Annotated in this window: 17 protein-coding genes and 1 pseudogene; 8 read left to right on the top strand and 10 right to left on the bottom strand. The window is 69.3% G+C overall.

Annotated elements, in window-relative coordinates; translation table 11 throughout:
- The first annotated feature begins 369 nt into the window (after positions 1–369).
- Together ACZ8ZB_RS34065 and ACZ8ZB_RS34070 are read left to right on the top strand one after the other, a co-directional pair.
- Complete coding sequence (locus tag ACZ8ZB_RS34065; RefSeq protein WP_470741668.1) at positions 370–798, top strand: hypothetical protein; 429 nt, start codon at positions 370–372, stop codon at positions 796–798.
- A 51-nt stretch (positions 799–849) separates the two neighbouring features.
- On the top strand, positions 850–3,492 hold the full coding sequence (locus ACZ8ZB_RS34070) for a helicase associated domain-containing protein (RefSeq protein ID WP_470741669.1): 2,643 nt from the start codon (positions 850–852) through the stop codon (positions 3,490–3,492).
- Positions 3,493–3,583: 91 nt separating this feature from the next.
- Here ACZ8ZB_RS34070 and ACZ8ZB_RS34075 read toward each other — a convergent pair whose 3' ends face one another.
- Entirely contained in the window at positions 3,584–4,390 is an 807-nt protein-coding gene (locus ACZ8ZB_RS34075; RefSeq protein ID WP_470741746.1) for a transposase family protein, read from the bottom strand.
- A 112-nt stretch (positions 4,391–4,502) separates the two neighbouring features.
- Here ACZ8ZB_RS34075 and ACZ8ZB_RS34080 point away from each other — a divergent pair, with 112 nt between their 5' ends.
- A complete protein-coding gene (locus tag ACZ8ZB_RS34080; RefSeq protein ID WP_470741670.1) occupies positions 4,503–4,802 on the top strand; it encodes a hypothetical protein in 300 nt (99 codons plus the stop codon).
- Positions 4,803–4,959: 157 nt separating this feature from the next.
- Here the strand turns inward: ACZ8ZB_RS34080 and ACZ8ZB_RS34085 are convergent, their stop codons facing one another.
- Complete coding sequence (locus ACZ8ZB_RS34085) at positions 4,960–5,376, bottom strand: carbohydrate-binding module family 20 domain-containing protein (RefSeq protein ID WP_470741671.1); 417 nt, start codon at positions 5,374–5,376, stop codon at positions 4,960–4,962.
- A gap of 1,065 nt (positions 5,377–6,441) precedes the next feature.
- Between ACZ8ZB_RS34085 and ACZ8ZB_RS34090 the strand changes: the two genes are divergently transcribed.
- Positions 6,442–6,615: a hypothetical protein gene (locus ACZ8ZB_RS34090; RefSeq protein ID WP_470741672.1), complete on the top strand. Its 174-nt coding sequence runs from the start codon at positions 6,442–6,444 to the stop codon at positions 6,613–6,615.
- Between the two features lie 92 nt (positions 6,616–6,707).
- On the opposite strand, the gene ACZ8ZB_RS34095 is transcribed toward ACZ8ZB_RS34090, so the two are convergent.
- Positions 6,708–7,031, bottom strand: coding sequence for a hypothetical protein (locus tag ACZ8ZB_RS34095; protein WP_470741673.1), 324 nt, complete (start codon positions 7,029–7,031; stop codon positions 6,708–6,710).
- Between the two features lie 13 nt (positions 7,032–7,044).
- A pseudogene (locus ACZ8ZB_RS34100) lies at positions 7,045–7,770 on the bottom strand (IS256 family transposase); the annotation flags it as partial.
- 209 nt (positions 7,771–7,979) lie between these two features.
- On the opposite strand from ACZ8ZB_RS34100, the gene ACZ8ZB_RS34105 reads away from it, so the two are divergent.
- Together ACZ8ZB_RS34105 and ACZ8ZB_RS34110 are read left to right on the top strand one after the other, a co-directional pair.
- The gene (locus tag ACZ8ZB_RS34105) at positions 7,980–8,429 is read left to right on the top strand and encodes an effector-associated constant component EACC1 (RefSeq protein WP_470741674.1); all 450 of its coding nucleotides are present in this window, start codon (positions 7,980–7,982) and stop codon (positions 8,427–8,429) included.
- Positions 8,426–8,815 (top strand): hypothetical protein, encoded by a 390-nt coding sequence (locus tag ACZ8ZB_RS34110; RefSeq protein WP_470741675.1) that lies wholly within the window; start codon positions 8,426–8,428, stop codon positions 8,813–8,815. The genes ACZ8ZB_RS34105 and ACZ8ZB_RS34110 overlap by 4 nt, the downstream gene beginning before the upstream one ends.
- A 29-nt stretch (positions 8,816–8,844) precedes the next feature.
- On the opposite strand, the gene ACZ8ZB_RS34115 is transcribed toward ACZ8ZB_RS34110, so the two are convergent.
- The 4 genes from ACZ8ZB_RS34115 to ACZ8ZB_RS34130 all read right to left on the bottom strand — a co-directional run bounded on the left by ACZ8ZB_RS34115 (position 8,845) and on the right by ACZ8ZB_RS34130 (position 13,100).
- Positions 8,845–9,917 (bottom strand): IS630 family transposase gene (locus tag ACZ8ZB_RS34115; RefSeq protein ID WP_470741676.1). Its coding sequence is split into 2 segments (ribosomal slippage): positions 8,845–9,462 and positions 9,465–9,917, totalling 1,071 coding nucleotides; the frame shifts between segments, so codons are not numbered across the junction.
- A gap of 310 nt (positions 9,918–10,227) precedes the next feature.
- Entirely contained in the window at positions 10,228–11,037 is an 810-nt protein-coding gene (locus ACZ8ZB_RS34120; RefSeq protein ID WP_470741677.1) for a siderophore-interacting protein, read from the bottom strand.
- Positions 11,037–12,212, bottom strand: a complete 1,176-nt coding sequence (locus ACZ8ZB_RS34125) for a prephenate dehydrogenase (protein WP_470741747.1) — start codon at positions 12,210–12,212, stop codon at positions 11,037–11,039. The genes ACZ8ZB_RS34120 and ACZ8ZB_RS34125 overlap by 1 nt, the downstream gene beginning before the upstream one ends.
- A gap of 54 nt (positions 12,213–12,266) precedes the next feature.
- The gene (locus ACZ8ZB_RS34130; protein ID WP_470741678.1) at positions 12,267–13,100 is read right to left on the bottom strand and encodes a hypothetical protein; all 834 of its coding nucleotides are present in this window, start codon (positions 13,098–13,100) and stop codon (positions 12,267–12,269) included.
- On the opposite strand from ACZ8ZB_RS34130, the gene ACZ8ZB_RS34135 reads away from it, so the two are divergent.
- Positions 13,077–13,880, top strand: a complete 804-nt coding sequence (locus tag ACZ8ZB_RS34135) for a WD40 repeat domain-containing protein (RefSeq protein WP_470741679.1) — start codon at positions 13,077–13,079, stop codon at positions 13,878–13,880. The genes ACZ8ZB_RS34130 and ACZ8ZB_RS34135 overlap by 24 nt on opposite strands.
- Positions 13,881–13,882: 2 nt before the next feature.
- Here ACZ8ZB_RS34135 and ACZ8ZB_RS34140 read toward each other — a convergent pair whose 3' ends face one another.
- Positions 13,883–15,121 carry an IS256 family transposase gene (locus ACZ8ZB_RS34140; RefSeq protein ID WP_470741680.1) on the bottom strand — a complete coding sequence of 413 codons (1,239 nt, stop codon included), beginning with the start codon at positions 15,119–15,121 and terminating at the stop codon, positions 13,883–13,885.
- A 99-nt stretch (positions 15,122–15,220) separates the two neighbouring features.
- Positions 15,221–15,517 (bottom strand): hypothetical protein, encoded by a 297-nt coding sequence (locus ACZ8ZB_RS34145; RefSeq protein WP_470741681.1) that lies wholly within the window; start codon positions 15,515–15,517, stop codon positions 15,221–15,223.
- A gap of 267 nt (positions 15,518–15,784) precedes the next feature.
- Between ACZ8ZB_RS34145 and ACZ8ZB_RS34150 the strand changes: the two genes are divergently transcribed.
- Complete coding sequence (locus ACZ8ZB_RS34150; RefSeq protein WP_470741682.1) at positions 15,785–16,036, top strand: hypothetical protein; 252 nt, start codon at positions 15,785–15,787, stop codon at positions 16,034–16,036.
- The last annotated feature ends 29 nt before the right edge of the window (positions 16,037–16,065 follow it).

Below are 16,065 nucleotides of genomic sequence, written 5' to 3' on the forward strand. Positions count from 1 at the left end.
CTCCGCGGAAGCGCTGGCAGGATGCTGCGCATTCTGCTCACCCACCTTGCTGCGCAAGGTGGGTGATGTCCCGTCCGCTGCGCCCCCGGGATTATGGGGCGCAGCCCCGTAAGTGGCTTCCGCGTACGCTCCAGCCACTGAGGCCGCTCCGCGCCCTGGAGGCCGGCCCCGCTGCGCGGTGCCGGCAACAGGCCTTCGGCCCGAGCTGCTAGAGGGAAGGGTGGATGGGGTTGGTGACGTGGGCCTGACTCGCTGTGAGGGGGTGGGGCGCGCTCGTTCGTGTGGGTTCCGACGTATCGCACGTATCGGATGGATGCAGCATGTAGAGTTGGCGAAAATGAAAGAGATCCTACGTCGTGGGGTGATGAAGTGCAAAGTGTGCTGGCGCTGCTTGGGGCAATTCTCGGTGGAACTCTGGTTCTCTTCGGCGATTTCATTCGACGGAGAGTCGAAAGGCGCAAAGAGGAAGTGAATCGACTCGTAGAAGTAAGTGTGCGACTCTCCTCCATGTACAACCGGCTGTGTGGGCAGCTCCTTGACGCTTCTACAGCTGGTGTGGCGGTGTCAGATCTGGCCGTTGCAGATCCTCTCCGCTACGAGGTAACGACCCAGTTTTTCATGACTCCTGGTAGTGAACAGCTTCGCTCTCAGGCTTCCCGTCTGATGGATGCGTACTATCGACTTCGGGATTCATACGGGCAGGATTCGGCCTGGGGCGCGGCTCGCGATGAACACGGCTTGGCGGTGCGTGAGTTCGAATCTGCTGTTCGTGCCATCCTCCACCGCAATCACATCTGACGTTCTACTGAGTCTTTATCATTGCCGAGGTCGGAGAGGTGAGGGGGGTCTGTGATTCAGCTCAAGGAGCATCAGATAGAGCAGAAGTCGAGTTTCCGAAAGTGGGTCGGATTTCCTGCAAGGTCATCTGTGCCGCCTCAGGGTGCCCGTGGGACGATCGTGTCCGCGACCGGGTCCGGTAAAACGATCATGGCTGCTGCGTGCGCGCTGGAGTGCTTCCCCGAGGGCCGGATCCTCGTGACCGTGCCGACCCTGGACCTGCTCGTGCAGACCGCCCAGGCGTGGCGGGCGGTGGGTCACCGCTCCCCCATGGTCGCGGTGTGCTCACTGGAGAACGACCCGGTTCTCAACGAGCTGGGGGTGCGCACCACCACCAACCCGATCCAGCTCGCCCTGTGGGTCGGGCGCGGGTCGGTCATCGTGTTCGCCACGTACGCCTCTCTCGTGGACCGCGAGGACATCGACGCTCCTGAGGGCCAGCGGAAGGTTCGCGGGCCGCTGGAGGCTGCTCTGGCGGGCGGAGAGCGGCTGTACGGCCAGCGCATGGCGGGCTTCGACCTCGCCATCGTGGATGAGGCCCACGGCACCGCCGGTGATCTCGGGCGGCCGTGGGCGGCGATCCACGACAACCAGCGGATCCCCGCCGACTTCCGGCTCTACCTCACCGCCACACCGCGCATCCTGGCGGCGCCCCAGCCGCGCAGGGGCACGGACGGTCAGGAGGTGGAGATCGCGACCATGGCCGCCGACCCGGACGGAACGTACGGCGCGTGGCTCGCCGAGCTCGGACTCTCGGAGGCGATCGAGCGGGGCATCCTCGCTGGGTTCGAGATCGACGTCCTGGAGATCCGCGACCCCTCCCCCGTCCTCGGGGAATCAGAGGAGGCGCAACGGGGCCGGCGCCTGGCGCTGCTGCAGACCGCACTCTTGGAGCACGCGGCGGCGTACAACCTGCGTACGGTGATGACGTTCCACCAGAAGGTGGAAGAGGCTGCGGCGTTCGCGGAGAAGCTGCCGGAGACCGCAGCGGAGCTGTACGCCAACGACGCTTCGGATGAGGATCTGGCGAAAGCGGAGGAGCTGCCGGAGTCGTCGATCGACGCGGCGTTCTACGAGTTGGAGGCCGGCCGCCACGTCCCGCCGGACCGGGTGTGGTCGGCTTGGCTGTGCGGCGACCACCTCGTCACCGAACGGCGCGAGGTGCTGCATCAGTTCGCCAATGGCATCGACGCGACCGGCCGTCGGGTGCACCGGGCGTTCCTCGCCAGCTGTCGCGTGCTCGGAGAAGGCGTCGACATCACCGGCGAGCGCGGAGTCGAGGCCGTCTGCTTTGCCGACACCCGCGGCTCCCAGGTCGAGATCGTGCAGAACATCGGCCGCGCGCTCCGACTCAACAAGGACGGCTCCACCAAGGTCGCGCGGATCATCGTGCCCGTCTTCCTCGAGCCCGGCGAGGACCCGACCGACATGGTCGCCTCCGCCTCATTCCGCCCCCTCGTCGCCGTTCTCCAGGGTCTGCGCAGCCACGATGAGCGACTCGTCGAGCAGCTCGCCTCCCGTGCGCTCACCAGCGGCAAGCGCAAGGTCTACGTGAAGCGCGACGAAAAGGGGCGGATCATCGGAGCCGGCGGGGAGAGTGACGGCGGGGACCAGGCGCAGGACGGCACCGATGCCTCCGCCGAGTCAGCCCTGCTCCACTTCTCCAGCCCGCGCGACGCGGCGACTATCGCGGCCTTCCTGCGCACCCGGGTCTACCGGCCGGAGTCCCTGGTGTGGCTGGAGGGTTACCAGGGCCTGCTGCGGTGGCGGGCGGAGAACCAGATCACCGGCGTCTACGCCGTGCCCTACGACGTCGAGGTCGAGGTGGGGACGACGAAGGCGTTTCCGCTCGGACGATGGGTCCATCAGCAGCGGAAGGCGCTGCGGGCCGGGGAGCTGGAGGAGCGGCGCAAGACGCTGCTGGACGCTCCGGAAGCCGGGATGGTCTGGGAGCCGGGCGAGGAAGCCTGGGAGGCCAAGCTGGCAGTCCTGCGCTCGTATTGGCGGGCGACCGGGCACCTCGCGCCGCGCCAGGACGCGGTGTGGGGCGAGGGCGAGGCGATGGTGCCCATCGGGCAGCACATGACCAACCTCCGCCGCAAGGGCGGGCTCGGGAAGGACCCGAAGCGCGCTGCGGAGCGGGCAAAGCAGCTGGCGGCGATCGACCCGGACTGGAACTGCCCGTGGTCGCTGAACTGGCAGCGCCACTACCGGGTGCTCGCCGACCTGGTCGACGCCGACGGCAGCCTGCCCGAGATCCAGCCCGGGGTGCTGTTCGAGGGCGATGACATCGGACGGTGGCTTCAGCGGCAGAAGAATCCAGGCACCTGGGCGCAGCTCCTGCCCGAGCAGCAGGAGCGGTTGGCGAAGCTGGGCGTGCAGCCCGCTCAGGCCCCGGCAGCCACGCGCACGACGAAGTCCTCGAGCAAGGCGGAACAGGCGTTCCGGCGCGGCCTGACGGCCCTTACGCAGTGGGCCGAGCGGGAAGGCGCGGACCGGCCGGTGCCAAGGGGCCACAGCGAAAAGATCACGATCAACGGCGAGACGGTGGTGGTGAAGCTGGGCATATGGATTTCGAACACGCGCGCTAGGCGAGACAAGCTCACCCAGAGACAGCAGGAGGCGCTGCGGAAGCTGGGCGTGGGCTGGGCATGATGGCCCGTGCGTGAGGAGTGCACGGGCCCAGCACGTTTTTCCCTCACGGCCTGCCCGCGCTGCCGACTATCAGTCGGCGACTGGAACGTTTTCATCCTGAGTATGTGCAAGTCAGCAGGGTATGGACAGCTTGGACAGCTGTGCCGATGCGGCGGGTGGGACAGTGGGCTCGCCGCAGTGGCTGCCGCGTCTTGAGTTGAGTGAAGGCGTGTTCGCTGGGGGCGCGGAGTCGGGCGTGGTCGCGGTTGAACTGCTGGTACTGCTGTGGTTGTTCGCTGTGGTGGTAGTACGGCGTGCGGAAAGTGGCGCCGGTGCCCTGGTGGGCGCGGTCCGCCAGCGCGAGGATCCGCCGGGTGAGGCAGGCTTGGACGATGCCGTGAGCACGGGCCGCGGTCAGGTCGTGCGTGCGGCCCGGTGTCGCGCGCGAGAACCACAGAGGGATGCCGTCCGCACGCGCGACCACCTGGACGTTCATGCCGTGCTTCCGGTGTTTTTGGGAGTGGTGCGGCTCGTCCGCGGCGATGCGGTCGATGGGGATGAGCGTGCCGTCGACGATGACGAAGTCTCCTTCGCCCAGGCCGATGGGGGCCTCCTGTAGGCCGGGCGCCCGGGAGGTCAGGACCTCGAGGGTCTCGTCCACGTACCGCCAGGCGGTTGCGGTGGAGGTCCCGAATCCCGCCTCGAGCCGGGGCAGCGTCTCGTTCTTGCGCGGGTGCGCCAGCGCCGGCAGAGCCTGGTGGAAACAGCCCGGCTTGCGCCACCGCGTGCCGCGTTCACACCGTCGGGCATGGATCAGCCATGAGACATGCCCGACGAGCTCGTGCGGGATGTCGAGCGTGGCTCGATACGGTACCGAGCGAGGCTCCTGGGACGAAGCGTGGTGCGTGGAGAACACCACCGCAACGACCAGGAGCCTCGCCTCGTCACACCACCCCGCTGACCTGCCCCATCGCCCCTGCAGGACAGGATGGGGACGGTTCACTGAGTGGAGGTTCGTGTCAGGAAGTGTCGTGGACGTGTCCGGTGCCAGGGACGCCGTGCAACGCCTGCCGGCGCTCGGCCACATCCGGACCGGCATGGTCGCGGTCCGGTCGCACTCGCCGGCCGGAGCGACACGGCTGCACGGCTACCGCGCCGCGCTGATCGTGGCTGCGGCGGACGACGTCGAGGTACTGGGTGGTCCAGTCGATGAGGTGGCCGGTGTAACCGCCGTCGACCCAGGCGGCTTTCCCGGACGCGCAGGACCCGTCCAGGTGCCAGGCTCTGCGCGAGCCTACGGCAACGACAGCTGGGCGGGGGCGGCGCGCTGAGCAATGTCCACCTGCTTGGCGGACAGTTGCCCGGACTCGGTGATCCCGCGCTGCAGGTCGGTGACGGTTCCGGTTGCCGAGAGCTGGGAGCAGTGGCCGCGTCGCATCCCACGAGGGGCCGGGCGGTCCGGCCGCCCGGCCCCTCGTTGTCAGGCGATTAGTTGCGGAAGTCCTCGTGGGTGATGTACGTACCGGTCGGAGGGGTGACCGTGGTGCGGTTGAGCCCGCTCTCCCAGACGACAGGGGCGTTGTTGCTCTTGATGATGTACTTGTACTCCACGGGGGCGTTTGCCGGGAGGACGACGGTGGCCGACCAGGTCGGGTAGGCAGCCGAGGAGAGCGGCACCGCCTTGTCCGGGTTCCACGAGCCGAGTTCCGGTCGGTCGCCGGTGACGTAGACCTGCTGGCCCCACTGGGTGTACGTGGTGACGTTGAACGTCGCCACGACGGAGTTCTCAGCCGCTCGTGCGGACGGTACGGCCGAGGCCTGCGGGGTTATGAGCAGCCCGAGGAGCAGGGCGCACACGGCTGCCAGTCCCAGGCGCAGGCGATCTTGCGGACGGCTGCGGTTCATGAGGAATGTCCTTCCGTATGACGACGGGACGGTCTGCCAGGGCCCTGACGAACGCCATCCTCATGATCCCCGCACACATTGCGCAAACCTCTGAAAGAGTTTTCAGACGTAGTGGAACGCTCAAGCATATGAGCTGTTCATATGGCTGTTTCTGGGATGCAAGTTTTGCAGAACCCTTGTGTGGACGTCGCCGCTGCATATCCGTCGTCGCACTTCCCCTGCAGTGCCATTCAATGACGAATCAGCCAGTCGGAGTAAGGAGATGCTCCCCTCGCCGGCTGCTGTCCGGTGCACCGCACACGTCCTGATCCCGACGCGACAGAGGTCGGCCACCCGGCTCGGTCCCGGTTGAAGGCAGGGCTGGGCGGTCTCACTGCCCGCTCCCGACTCACCGTTGCACAAGGTCGTCGCGACATCGCTGCCCAGGACCTACGACCGGTCCCCCGACACCAATCCGTGGAACGGCAACCCCGCCGAGGGCAGAGCTGCGAAATCCCTCCTCCTGGCTTTGGCGGCATGATGGTGGGCCCGGTAGACGGTGGAGTCTACGTCACTGAGGGTGACAGCGATGCGCCCATGGCCCGGACTATGGACGGGGGCGGTGAGCTCACCGTGGCCAAAGCTCGCGTCGGCCGCCCTGTCGAACAAGCTGATCTTATTGGCGTTGTGGTGCGCGGGATCGCCCCGAATTCCCCGCGACAGTAGTGACTGTGGGCGCGGGAGAGCGCCTCGGCGACGCCGTCGGCGAGGGTGTCGAGGCACCCGGCGTCCTTGCGTTCGACGACCTCGGCGCCGGTCAGGGCGAGGGCGGCGGCGCAGACGGCCGCGTTCGAGGTGGCAGGCGCCGATCCCGGCCGGGTCGCGGACCGCCTCGACGGCGCGGGAGCGGCCCAGGGAGGTCCACCCGGCGGCCGGATTGATGACCGCGGCGTGCACCACTGTGCGGCCGGCCTGGATCGCGGCGGGCTCCACCGTCACGCTCAGGCGCATCCGGGCAACGCACGCGCCATGCCCGGTGCCCTGGCACACGAAGTACCCGAGGGTCGTCTCCGGCCCGCAGACCGGGTGGGACGGGCGACCGCGGTGGAGCAGCGGTTCCTGGAGGGCTTCAAGGCGTCCACGGCCCGCAGCGGGTCGGCTTTCGCGGCCGAGTCCAGCAGCATCGACGCGGAGCAGCGGGTGAGCGTGCGGGAGGCGCCGCAAGAGCTTGAACAGCAGGAGCGGGGCCGCGCCGCGTGAGCGAGCAGGAACCTCATCACCCGGCCGATGTCACGTTCCCGCCGCACGCCGCGTGACGAAGAGTAATTGTCAAAAGCTGTGGATCCAGCTGTTCACACCGTCTCGCGGTTCAGGCGGATGAGTCCTTCGATGGAGTCCAGACGGGCGTGCAGGTCGGGGTCCGGGGTCGGTGTGGTGGTGAGCAACAGCACTTGGGCCGCCGGGTGTTCCGGGGCGTAGAGGTCCTCCTCATCGTCGTCGCCGGGGATCGGGTTGGGCTGGATCTCGATCCGCCCGTCGGCGATGCCGGCGAGGTGGTAGACGCCCCGGTAGTCGCTGTCGCGTTCGGTGAAAACCAGCCCGAGGCGGTCACTGACGAACCGGACCAGCTCGCCGGCGGTGCGGGTACTGGTGCCGTAGGTGTGGTGGCCGGTCATGGTGCACCAGACCCTATGCCGCAGCGGTGGCGGGGCGCTCGGCCGGCTGGCCGCGTTCGAAGCGGGCTCCGGCACGGACGAGGGCGAGGGGGCGGGGTGCGTTCACGGCCCGCCACCGGGCCTGGGCGGACTCGACGAGCTTGAAGACCATCGCCAGGGCAGCGGCGCGGGAGCCGGCGCCGCGGGTGACCTTGGTGCGCAGGCGGACGGTGGCGAACGTGGACTCGATCGGGTTGGTCGTCCGCAGGTGGATCCAGTGCTCGGCGGGGAAGTCGTGGAACGCCGACAGCCCGGCCTCGTCCCCGGTGATCTTCTTGACGGCCTTGGGGAACTTCGCACCGCAGAGCTGGGCGAACGCAGTGATCGCCTTGACCGCAAGGTCGCGGTCCTCGGCGTTGTGGATGTCCTGAAGCGCCTTGCGGGCGCCGGGCCGGACCGATTTCGGCGGAGCGCTGAGCACATTGGCGGTTCTGTGCACCCAGCACCTTTGAGGCCGGGAGGCGGGGAAGACCTCGGCCAGGGCCTTCCAGAAGCCAAAAGCCCCGTCGCCGGCCGCCAGGACAGGGGCGCGCATCCCTCGGCGGGCGCAGTCACGCAGCAGGTCCGCCCAGGACTCGCCCGGCTCGCGGTAGCCGTCCCCGAGCGCGACCAGTTCCCTGCTGCCGTCGGCGCGCACGCCGACGAGCACGAGGACGCAGGCTTCGGCCCCTTCCAGGCGGACGTTGAGGTGGATGCCGTCGGCCCGTCGGCATCGCACCCGTGCAGAGGTAGAGGACGTCCGCGCCGGCGCCGACCGCTGTGTCCGCCACCCCGGCGGGGACCACCGGCAGCGGCTGCGGCCGGGATGGGCTGTCGCTTCGAGCGCGCCCCTTCGCCGCATGGCCGGAAAGCATCACCCCGGTGCTCGCTCCTGTGCCGTGCAGGTCTCCACTCGGCACGCTGCGCCTCGTGGCTCAGCAGGGCGGCACAACACCGGGGGAGAGCACGCGCATCCTGGTCACCGTTGAAGGAACCGGTAACGGCACGGACGAGGACGGCATTCACGATCTCGGACGCCGGCTGGACGAGAAGCCAGAGTCGCGGGGACGGATGCGGCAGGAGGCCGCCGCGCCACTTCCGGCGGGGGCGACGGGGGCCATGAGTGATGCCTTACTCGCGCTGGTGGAGCCGGGCGGCACCGCCGCGGTGTTCGCCGCCGTGGTCGCGTGGGTGCAGACCCGGCGCGGTCAGCACACCGTGACCATCAGCCGCCCGGACGGCACGCGGATCACTGTGTCCACGCCCCAGGTGAAGGGACAGACCGTCGAGAGGACAGCCCAACCGGTGCAGGAGCTCGCGGCCTCACCGGACCCCCGGTCATCGGCGGAGGTGAGCGAGGGACCGGCGGACGGAGCGTGACCGCGGACCCCGGCGTCACCGGACTGGCGGCGGCGGGCGCCTGCGCCGTCCTGATCGGCAGTGACAGCCACGTCGCCGGATCGGAGCTGCCCGCTCCGCCGGCCGTGGCCACGACGCCGAACGACCTCGAAGCGGCATTGCGCAACACCTGCGGCATCGACCCGGGACGCATCCACCGGGTACCGGGCGGTGCCTCCTCCGCCGAGGTGACCGCGGCGGTGGAACGGGTGGTGGAGGAGGCCGCCGGTGGGGTGCTGCTCCACTACCTCGGGCACGGCCTGCCGGGCCCTGGAGGCGAGCTCTACCTCGCCACGAGGGCGAGCACCTCACCGGACCGAAGAGCCGACGCCGTCACTGGCTTCGGCTCTGCGGGTGCCGATGACTGAGGTCGAACTTGTGATGCCGTCTTCGGTGATCAAGAGCTGATGGTCAGTCCTGTCCCGGTGAGGCAGCCGTCCAGGAGGTGGCCGCGGTACCGGATGTGGCGGAGACCGCGTCGGATGGTCTGGACGAGGTGTCCGGGGGTGCTGAAGGCGACGTCGGAGAGCCGGCCGCGCCGCAGGAGTGCCCAGATCCCTTCGACGGGGTTGAGGCCGGGTGCGTAGGGCGGCAGGTAGTAGATGGTCGGCCAGTCCCGGGCTGCCACCCATTCCCGCAGGTCGGCGGCCTCGTGGACGTTGAGATTGTCCCAGACCAGGACGATCGGGCCGCCGGGTTGCCGGTGGGCGGCGGTCAGCAGGGCGCGGTAGTCGCGCCAGAAGAAGCTCTTGCGTCCGTCGCGCTGCCCGTCGTCCCGGCGGGGCCGGTAGACCAGCCTCGAGCGGTGACCGGGTTCGTAGCAGATCGACGCTGCGATGGAGATGCGTCTGCGGGAGCGGCCGCAAACCCGCACCACCGGGGTCCGGCCGCGCTGTGACCAGATCTTCGCCTGCGGCGGCGTCATGGGGAAGCCTGCATCGTCCTCGAAGACGAGCCGGGCTCCACGGACCGCCGCGAATCCTCCGCGCAGGGCCAGGTCTCCTTCACCCAGCCGGCCACGGCCCCGTCGTTGCGTTCCAGGGCCCGGCGGGCGGGGACCTGGCAGGACCAGCCGTTGCGGGTCAGGAGCTTGCGCACGCCCTGGATCGTGTAGGTCAGGTGGAAGCGCCGGCCGATCACGGCCTCGACCCGCGCCAGTGTCCAGCGCTGGTCCTGCCAGCCGTGCGCGGCCGGCCCCTTGGCCAGCTCCGCCTCCAGTTGCTCGAACTGCTTCTCGCTCAGTCTCGGCAACGACGCCGCTCCCTGCGACCGCAGAGCACACGGCCCGTCCTCCTCCCACGCCTGCCACGCCTGCCGCCACCGCTGCACCGACCGGACGCTGACGCGCAGATCCCTGACGATCACAGAACTCGCCTCGCCCCGGGCGAACCGCTCGGCCGCTCGGAGCCGTAACCCCTCCCGGAACTGCTGCCGTTCGGCGGTCAGCCCGCCCCCTTGTGGATACCGCATGTCCCGGTGACACCGCAGGGGACTGCCTCCCGGCAGCCCCCACGACACCACGAGTTCAACCTCAGTGGGTCCGGGCCGGGAAGTCCGTCTGGGCGGCGAAAACCCGCACCGCCGGCGCCGCAGCGTGAACGGGATGGGCGATACGCGCATGGAGCCGACGTACGAGGAGCGCGGTCGGCTCATCGGGCTCGGGCGAGGACGCGTTGCGGTTCACCCGTCGCGCGCATGAGCGCGGCAACCGTCTGCCGCGGTGACCCTTCCGGTCCGGTCTCCACGGCGTCACCGCATGCAACGCGATGCGCTGTGCGCATCAAGGGCGGGGGATGTGGCGCCAGTAGCCGGAGGCGGAGATGCGGTCGCGGGAAACACCGCGGTCGTGCAGGAGGTGGCCGCGGATCTCCCGGACCGCGTGAGCCTCGCCGTGGACGAAGGCGTGCAGGCCCCGCGCGGGCAGGTGGAGGTGGCGGACGGCGTCGGTGAGGAGTGTGCCCGCGCGGTGGGCGCCTCGGTGGAGCCAGATGATGTCGGCCCCCTCGGGGGCGTCGATGGGCTGCTCCTCGCGGGCGCTGTCCACTTCCAGCAGGACCGTGGCCCCTACGCCTTGTGGCAGGCATTCCGAGGCGGCGGCGACGGCGGACAAGGAGGTGTCGTCTCCCACCAGGAGGTGATGGGTCGCGCTGGAACCGGGGCGGTAGGTTCCGCGGGGCTGGAGATAGAAGACCGTGTCGCCGGGCCGGACACGGCGGACCCAGTCGGTCGCCGGGCCGCCCCGGTCGTGCAGGGCGAAGTCGAGAGTGATCTCGGCGGTGCGCGGGTTCTTGTGGCGGATCGTGTAGGAACGCATGCGGGGCCAGAACTCGCCGGGCAGTGTCGCTTTGACGTGACCGAGGTCGAAGGGCTCGGGATAGCTGACGCTCTCCGGGGCGAGGAGCAGGCGGACGTACGCGTCGGTGTCGGCGTACGGACCGGTGCGGACGTCCTCAGGAGTGTCGGTGCGCAGGACCACGCGTCGCCTTCGGGGGGTCAGCCGCCGCACCTGGGCCACGCGGGCGGACCGCACCGGCGCGAGCGGTGGTGACGCGGATCGTGGAGGTGAGGAGGGCATGGGGTTCTCCGGCATCAGCGGGTCAGGATCGTGCTCGGCATGCGCAGTGCCCGGGTGAGGCGTGGCGCGGCGTCGGCAGTCACCAGCAGCCCGACCAGACCGGTGACCTGGCCGGGGGCATGGTCGATGAAGACGTCCTCGATGTTGACGCCCGCTGCTCCCACGTCCGTGAAGACTCGGGCCAGCTCGCCCGGCTGGTCTCCGACGAGGACGGAAACGGTGACGTAGCTTCCCTGGAGGGCGTCGCGTTTGTGCGGGATACGGCTGTGGCCGGCGCAGCCACGGGCGAGGAGGGCGGTGAGAACCTCGGCGGCTTCTGCGTCGACGACCTTGCTGCCGCCGGTGAAAGCCTCGGCGGCTTCTGCGTCGACGACCTTGCTGCCGCCGGTGAAAGCCTCGGCGGCTTCTGCGTCGACGACCTTGCTGCCGCCGGTGAGACCTCGGAGCGCGAGGATCGCGCGGTCGAGGTCGTCGGCCAGGTCGTCCAGGATGTCGGCGACTGTGCCTGCGTTGGCGGACAGGATGTCGAGCCACAGCGCGGGGTCGCCGGCGGCGATGCGTGTCACGTCACGCAGTCCCTGGCCCGCCATGCTCACCTCGCGGTCGGCGGCGTGCTCCAGGCGGGCCGCCATCAGGCTGGCGACCAGGTGTGGAGCATGGGAGACAAGGGCGACGGCCCGGTCGTGCCCCTCCGGGTCCATGACGAGCGGAACCCCGCCGCACAGGCCCACCAGGGCACGTACGGTGTCCCAGGTGCTCTGGGAAGTGTCGGTGGCGGGCACCAGTGCCCACACCCTGCCCTCGAAGAGGTCCGGGCGTGCCGCGAGCGGGCCGGAGCGCTCACCGCCCGCCATCGGGTGGCCGCCGAGGTAGGTCCGGGTATCGCAGCCCAGACGTTCGATCGCTTCGAAAGCTTGCGCCTTCACGCTGCCGACATCGGTGTACGCCCTGGCCAGGCCTCGTAGCTGAGCGTTCTTCAGTGTAGGGGCGATGTCCGCGGGCGGCACGGCCAGAACGGCAAGGTCGACCGGACCGGGGGGCTGGGCGGCGAGCCCGGCGCCGAGCGCCGCTGCGGTCAGGGCCGCCATCGGTTCCCGGTCGGTGAGATAGACCGTGACGCCTCCGGCCGACAGGGACTGGGCGATCGACGTGCCGATCAGTCCCGCGCCGATCACAGCGACGGTGCGCAGCATCCTGGTGCCCCATCCTCATCTTCTCGGTGAAACGCCGGAGCGGGCCGTTGGTCAAGCGCTCTCGGTGTCGGCCTGGGTCTCGGAACGGGTCTTCAGGTCGTGCGCGAAGAGTTCCCAGATCTCTGCGTAGCCTTGGACGAGCTCCGACATCTGGACCTTGCAGTGCGCCGGGACGCTCTCGACGATGCGCTGCCGGTCGCGGGCCACCAGGGCAGCTGCCTCGAGCATCCGGAGCGTGTGCCGGCCCACCTCGTTGAACCGCAGGGACGGGTCACGGCGCAGGGTGTCGAACAGGGAGACCAGTTCGGCTGCCGAGCGGGTCTTGGCCGGACGTGGGATCGTGGGAGGGCGGTGGGCGGCCGGGTGGGCCGGCGAGGCGGCCTTCAGGTGGCCCCGCTGACGGGCCGGCACCGGGTCCTCGCCGCGCATCACCCTGTCGCGTACGTCGGCGACGGTCGCGGGCGAGATGCCTGCCTGTCGTGCGATCGTGCGCAGGGAGGCGGTGGGATTCTCCTTGATGAGACGGCTCGCGAGTTCCCGGCCGTAGGTGGAGTCGACGGGACGGGCACGTCCGTCGAGTCCGATCCGGCGGGCGCCGTTGAGGAAGGTCCCGCAGGAGTTGCGGCGGATCTCGGCGATCTTCCGGGCGGACAGGCCCGCGACAGCCGCCACCGCGCGGTCGGACCACTCCGGGTGGGAGGCGAAGATCCTCTCCGCCGCTCCGACGCGGTCCTCCAGACACAGGGGGCGTCCGTGGGAGACGTTCAGGACGATCGCGAGGAGGTCCGCGTCGGTGGAGTCGCCGTCGAAGTAGCGGACGTGGATGAAGTCCTGCCCGCGGGAGCGGGCTGCCGCAAGGCGGTGCAGGCCGTCGACGACGCGCATCGTGGGGCGGTGCACGAGGATCGGCGGAAGCTCGGACTCCGTGTCAGCGAGCGTGCGGGCGTACTCCTGGTCGACGCCGCCGGCCCGCGGCGACGAGGAAACGCACAGATCCTGAATACGGACGAGCTCGACGGGAACTTCATTCAGGCCTTTGTCGCGCAGCGCGAGCAAGTAGTCAGAACTACTGCACGTCAACGGCCTTTCGATCGGTTCAACAGTCACTGCGACGAGACCGTCGTGCTGTGGGACCTGTCCGACGTGGCCCATCCCGCCGAGAGCCTGACACTGCGCGGCCACGAGTGGACGGTGGACGACACCGCCTTCGCACCGGACGGCCGGACCCTCACCTCGGTGGACTTTCGGACAGCAATGCGCTGGGACCTCGGGACCCGGGCCCGGCCCGACGTCGTCGTCGCCGTTGACGGCGGCCGGAGCGGCGCGATGGCCTTCACCCCGGACAACCGGTTCCTGGCCATCGGCGGCTACGACGAGCGGGTCACGCTGTGGGACATGAACGACCCGCGGCGTCCCCGGCGCGGTGCCGTCATGCCCACCGGTGCCTTCGTCTGGGACCTCGACATCAGCGCCGACGGAACGCTCCTGGTCAGCGGCGACGCCAGAGGCAGGATCGTGTTCTGGGACATCACCGACCGGTCCCGGCCGCGCCGGACCGCCACACTGACCCGGCCTACGTCGCAGCAGACTCTGAAGGTGGGCATCTCCCCTGCAGGGACGGCCCTGTCCGCCCACATCGACGGCCACTCGGTGATCTCGTTTTGAGGCTATGCGGTGAGTCCGGTGGGCAGGGCGGTGTCGTCGGTTTCTGACTCGATCGGGTGGAGCCGGGCCTTGGCGAGGAGCTCGCGGCCCATGTAGCGGCGGGCCTCGGTCCACTCGTCGTTCTGCTCGGCCAGGACCGCGCCGACCAGACGGATGACGGCGGTGCGGTCGGGGAAGATGCCGACCACGTCGGTGCGACGCCGGATCTCCTTGTTGAGCCGTTCCTGTGGGTTGTTCGACCAGATCTGCCGCCAGATCTCACGCGGGAAGGCAGTGAAGGCCAGCAGGTCGTGCTGGGCGGCGTCCAAGTGGGCTGCTGCCTTGGGGAACTTGGCCTCCAAAGCGTCCAGGACGTGGGTCATCTGGGCCTTCACGGCGTCGGTGTCGGGCTGTTCGAAGACGGTCCGTAGCAGCGTGGCCACCCAGGGCTGGGCCGACTTCGGCACCTGGCTCAGCAAATTTCTCGCGTAGTGGGTGCGACAGCGCTGCCAGGACGCGCCGGGCAGCACCGCGCCGATCGCGTCCACCAGGCCGGCGTGCGCGTCGGAGACGACGAGCTGGACGCCGGACAGGCCGCGGGCGATCAGGGAACGCAGGAAGGCGAGCCGGCCGGCGCCGTCCTCGGCCGTGGCCACGTCCAGGCCGAGGATCTCGCGGTGGCCGTCGGCGTTGACGCCGACCGCGATCAGCGCGTGCACGTTGATGATGCGGCCGCCCTCGCGGACCTTCTGAGTGAGTGCGTCGACCCAGACGAACGAGTACGGGCCGGCGTCCAGGGGCCGGTTGCGGAAGGCGGCGACCTGCTCGTCCAGGTGCTTGGCCATCGCGCTGACCTGGGACTTCGACAGCTGGGCGACACCCAGGGACTCGGCGGGCTTCTCCACTTGGCGGGTGGAGACACCAAGGAGGTAGGCGGTGGCGACCACCGAGATGAGGGCCTGTTCGGCCCGGCGTCGGCGTTCCAGGAGCCAGTGCGGGAAGTAGCTGCCCTGCCTCAGCTCGGGAACGGCCAGCTCGACGGTCCCGGCGCGGGTGTCCCACTCCCGCGGGCGATAACCGTTGCGGTGGTTGACCCTTTCGTCGCTGACCTGCCCGTACTCGGCGTTGCAGAGGGCGTCGGCCTCCGCGGACATGAGGGCATCGGCGAACGTTTTGATCATCGCGCGCAGCAGGTCGGGACTCGCCGCGGCGAGGTTCTCCTCGGCGAGGGCGTGCAGGGGCAGACTGTCGGGTGCGGTCATCGTGCTGATCTCCTTCAAAGACTTGGTCGTCTTGAAGGATCAGCCGGTGGCCGTTCTCATATCCGGTCCCTCACTCCGATGCCGGGCCCAACGCCCGGATCAGGTGGGAACCGGTACACCACTCCTCAGGACACAACCGGATACCTGCGGCCTCTCGGGGATCTCCACCCGTACCTTTTCGTCGTGCCAGGCCCGTTCGGCGACCGCAGCGAATAGCTCGGCATGCTGGCGTGGTGGCACGTCCTGCCACCATGCCCGTGCCACCTCCACCGCCCGACCGGCCGGCTCCTCCCGCTTCGCGGCCTTCAGCTCGCGCTGCCGCCGCCATGCCTGCTCCAAGAACCGCTGCTCCTGTGCCTGGGCGCGGCGGGTCTCTTCGTCTTCGGGATCCGGCACGAGCTGACTCCTGCGGCGCCGCTGGAGTTGCTGCCTGCGTTGGAGCTCTTGCTGCTGGCGTGTGGCGCGGCGGTCCGCGGCCTCCCGGCGGGCTCTGGATGCATCCAGTTGGCCTGGCCGACACAGGTCTGTCTCACAGGCTCGCGCGACACCTACCGCAACCCTGCATCAAGCTGACTGGCCCGTGCATCAACATGACATCGCTTCCTCTGGAGTGAGTGCCCGGCGGCTGACAGAGTTTCCTCCAGAGGAACTCAAGGGGGAAACATGAGCAGGGAATTTCACAGTGCCGTTTCGAAGTCTGTTCGCGTAGGCGCGACGGTTGTCGCGGCACTGCTGATTTCCGGGTCTTCGATGTTGGCCGGAAATGCCTTCGCGGCAGATGATGAGCCGGCCGCACCGTCCGCCACGCTTTCCGGGCAGGGCATTCCCGGTCTTGTCGAGCATCTTGTCGCCGAAGTCTCCGAAATTCCGGATCCCGTTGTCCGCACACCCGGCCCGGTCAACGGCTGGCAGTAGGCCGACCCGTCAACTCTTCGGACTCTGTG

The organism is Streptomyces sp. 12E (genome assembly GCF_055633275.1).